At 73.1% G+C, this 3,676-nt stretch carries 3 protein-coding genes; 1 reads left to right on the top strand and 2 read right to left on the bottom strand.

Annotated features, from left to right (window positions below):
• Nucleotides 1–27: 27 nt before the first annotated feature.
• Together ACFUK0_RS39875 and ACFUK0_RS39870 are read right to left on the bottom strand one after the other, a co-directional pair.
• Nucleotides 28–1,320: a chitinase gene (locus ACFUK0_RS39875; RefSeq protein WP_380258941.1), complete on the bottom strand. Its 1,293-nt coding sequence runs from the start codon at nucleotides 1,318–1,320 to the stop codon at nucleotides 28–30.
• Nucleotides 1,321–1,621: 301 nt separating this feature from the next.
• A complete protein-coding gene (locus ACFUK0_RS39870; protein ID WP_380258939.1) occupies nucleotides 1,622–2,428 on the bottom strand; it encodes a VOC family protein in 807 nt (268 codons plus the stop codon).
• A 243-nt stretch (nucleotides 2,429–2,671) separates the two neighbouring features.
• On the opposite strand from ACFUK0_RS39870, the gene ACFUK0_RS39865 reads away from it, so the two are divergent.
• Nucleotides 2,672–3,598, top strand: coding sequence for an aminoglycoside phosphotransferase family protein (locus tag ACFUK0_RS39865; protein WP_380258937.1), 927 nt, complete (start codon nucleotides 2,672–2,674; stop codon nucleotides 3,596–3,598).
• Nucleotides 3,599–3,676: the final 78 nt, after the last annotated feature.

Raw genomic sequence — 3,676 nt, 5'->3', positions numbered from 1 at the left:
CCCACGCGGGCCGGCGGCGCGCCGGGATCAGCAGGGGCTGTCGTCGCCCCAGACGCCCCACTGGCCGCTGGCGGTCGGGATCTCGTTCAGCGTCCACCACTTGGCGTGGTAGTTGCGGCCGTTGTAGGAGACCTTCGCGTTCGCGAGGTAGGTGGCGGTGGCGCTCCAGGCCGGAGCGGTGCAGGAGCCCGGGGTGGTCGGCGAGGCGGTCGCGGTGGCGCTGGTGGTCGCGGTCGCCGTGGGGCTCGGGCTGGTGGGCGGGGTGGCTCCGGCGAACTTCACGGTGTACTTGGTGAAGTCCCAGTCGGCCTGGGCCACGCTGGAGCAGGAGCCGGACAGGCCCGGGTCCACGGTGCCGGCGCACTGCCGGTCGCGGTTGACGGACCAGTAGGTGTACCGCGCCAGGCCGTGGGCGGTCGCGAAGTCCAGCACGGTCTGGAAGTCGGCCTGCCGGAAGTACTCCGCCGCGTCGGTGCGGCCGTTCATCAGGGACACGCCCTCGTGGGCGTAGGCGGTGGCCTCGCTCCAGCCGAAGGTGGTGCGCAGCAGGGCGTTGAACTTGACCAGCGCGTCGGTCTGCGCGGCGGCGCCGTTGAACCCGCCGTCGAACGGCATGATGGAGAAGTTGTTCGGCGTGAAGCCCTGCGACTTGGCCTCGTTGAGCATCTGCGTGCCGAACCAGCCCGTCCCGGCGTTGGTGCCGGCGGTGGTGATCGAGACGTACAGGCCGGGGTTGTTCTGCTGGAGGATCCGGGCCGCGCCGATCTCGTTGTGGATGGCCGCGGTGTTCTCGTACTCCGGCTCCTCCAGGTCGAAGTCGATCGCCTTGAGGCCGTACTTGGTGATGACCTTCTGGTAGCCGGCCGCGGTCGCCTCGGGGGTGCCGCAGCTCTGGCCGAGCTTGTTGCCGCCGTAGCCGCCGACGGAGACCGAGACGTCGCCGCCCTTGCTGCGGATCTTCTGGATCACCGCGGGCATGGTGGTGTCGGTGTCGATCGAGGAGGTGCCGCCCCAGGCGGGGTTGCAGCCGCCGGAGTCGAGGATGAAGGCGAGCTGGAAGGCCTTCTGGCCGGTGGCGTCCATGACGGCCGCGGCGTCCGGCGGGTTGTTGTCCTCGGGCATCAAGTACGGTGCGGAGGCGTACCAGTTGCTGCTGAGCGCGGTGGTGGCGGTGGCCGCGGCGTTCGCGGACCCGCCGGTGGCCAGCGCGGTCAGGCCGCCGGCCAGCAGGCCGAACGCGGCAACGCCGGTGATGACGCCGCGCCGCCGGCGGCGGCCGGCGAAGGGTGCGGGTGTCACCGGAGGCTGGTTTCTTTCCATGGTGAACCTCTCGTCCGTGCAGGCTGTGGGGGAGGCCGCCGCCCATGGTGTGGGAGGCCGTGGCCCGTACGCCGTTCGGGGGACTCTGGCGCGGGGCAGCGGGCGGATCGGCTTGCCCCTAAGTTGGACTAGACCAGTTGGGAGGTCAAGGCCTGAGCCCCCGCTGAGCCTGCGCCGTCGAACATTTGACCAACCGTTGACCCGCGACCAGCGGACACGGCGGGCGCGACGGTCGGGAACGAACGAAAGGGGAGGCCCCGCGCACGATGTGCGCGGGGCCTCCCTGTCGGCGCTGCGGTGGTCAACTCCCTGGAGTCGGCTCGGGGGTGAGCAGGACGAAGTCCGCGCCGTTCGGGTCGAGGCAGACGGCCATCCGGCCGACGCCCTCGGCGTCCTCCGGGCCCATCTGCACGCTGCCGCCGTTCGCGGTCACCCGGGCGACGGTGGCGTCGCAGTCCGCGGTGTTGAACACCGGGTGCCAGTAGGCCTTGCCGCCGGCCAGCGTGAGGTACTCGGACGGCATTTCCATCAGGCCGCCGAACATCCGCTCGGGCGGCTGGCCCGCCGGCGTGAGGATGACGTACGTCCCCTCGTTGCCACCGGGGAGCGGCATGTCCTGGGTGCTCCAGCCGAAGACGCTGCCGTAGAAGGCCTTGGCTCCGGCGGCGTTGGGAGTGTAGAGCTCGGTCCAGCTCAGGCTGCCGGTGTCGTCCACGGCTTCGAGGCCCTTGGTGCTGCCGGGCTGCCAGACCGCGAACTGGCCGCCCTGCGGGTCGGTGAACTGGGCCATCCGGCCCTCGCCCATGACGTCGAACGGCGCGGCCCGGACGCTGCCGCCGGCCTTCTCGACGGCCTGGGCGGCGGCATCGGCGTCGGGGGTCTGGAAGTAGATCGTCCAGGCGGAGCGCGCGCCCTGCTCGGTCAGCGGGCCGATCGCGCCGACGGTCTTTCCGCCCGCCTTGAACGCGCCGTAGTCCCCGGCCTCCGCGCCGTAGGACTCGAACTCCCAGCCGAACACCGTCCGGTAGAAACCGGCCGTGGCGGCGACGTCGGGGGCACCGAGGTCGACCCAGCAGGGGGTGCCGGGCACGTAGTCAGTGGTGATCATGGTGATTCCCTTCGGGTATCCCTTGCCCGGCCAGCGTGGCACCCGGCACCGGCAACCGCGCGTCGCCCGGCGCAGTCGGGGGACGCACCCCGCCGGCGCCCGCCGGAGTGCCGAAAACCGGTTGGTGCGGCGGCGGCGCCACGGCAGGATGGCCGGGTCCGGCGTCGGACGGGGCGGAACACGGCAGTGGCCCGCCGTTCCGGGGGCGCGGAGCGAGCAGGTCCAGGTGCCGAGGAGACGCGAGTGCCGGCAGACGGTTCGGACGACGTGACGATCGATGTGCCGCTGGTCCGCCGGCTGCTGCTGGCGCAGTTCCCGCAGTGGGCGCGGCTGCCGCTCTCGCCGGTCCCGGTGCCGGGCATGGACAACGCGATGTTCCGGCTGGGTGAGCAGATGTCCGTCCGGCTGCCCCGGTTCCCGCGCTGGGCCGGGCAGGTGGAGCGGGAGCACCGGTGGCTGCCGTGGCTCGCTCCGCAGCTGCCGCTGCCGGTCTCCGAGCCGCTCGGGCTGGGGCGTCCGGGGGAGGGCTATCCGTGGGCCTGGTCGGTCTACCGGTGGCTCCCGGGCGAGTCCGCGGCCGTCGGCGGGTTCACCGATCCGGCGCTGGCCGCCACCGAACTGGCCGGGTTCGTCACGGCCCTGCAGCAGGCGGACCCGGCCGACGGGCCGGGGCCGCGGTGGAGCAACGCGTTCCGGGGCGTGCCGATGGGAGATCCCCGCGACTCGCTGGCCTCCGAGGCGCGGGTCCGCCCGAAGATCGCCGCGTTGAAGGGCCTGATCGACACCGCCGCCGTCACGGCCGTCTGGGAGGCGGCGCTCGCGGCGCCCGCCTGGCACCGCCCGCCGGTCTGGATCCACGGCGATCTCGGGTCGGGGAACCTCCTGGTGGCCGACGGCAGGCTGAGCGCCGTCATCGACTTCGGCACACTGGCCGTGGGCGATCCGGCGGTCGACCTGATGCCGGCGTGGAATCTGCTGCCCGGCCGGGTCCGCGACGTGTTCCGTACCGCGCTCGGCACTGATGACGCGACCTGGGCGCGGGGCCGGGGGTGGGCGCTGGCCGGATCGCTGCCGGTGCCCACCGATCCCTACTACCGGGATCCGGTACGGGTGGAGGGCGCCCTGCGCCAGCTCGACGAGCTGGTCGCCGACCTGGCGGCCGACAGCTGAGCGGACTCCGCCCGGGGCGACGGCCGGCCGGCGCGGCGACGGCCCGGACACGCCGGCGGCCGGCCCGTGGGATCGGGC

It is taken from the genome of Kitasatospora sp. NPDC057223, assembly GCF_042669755.1.
In the GTDB taxonomy this organism is placed as follows: Bacteria; Actinomycetota; Actinomycetes; order Streptomycetales; family Streptomycetaceae; genus Kitasatospora.
The sequence above is the reverse complement of the archived record's forward strand: the minus strand, read 5'-3'. Positions and strand labels throughout refer to the sequence as shown.

What these genes read in the sequence shown, in the direction of transcription:
- ACFUK0_RS39875 (WP_380258941.1), bottom strand. Translation starts at nt 1,320, where the DNA reads ATGGAAAGAAACCAGCCTCCGGTGACACCCGCACCCTTCGCCGGCCGC.
- ACFUK0_RS39870 (WP_380258939.1), bottom strand. Translation starts at nt 2,428, where the DNA reads ATGATCACCACTGACTACGTGCCCGGCACCCCCTGCTGGGTCGACCTC.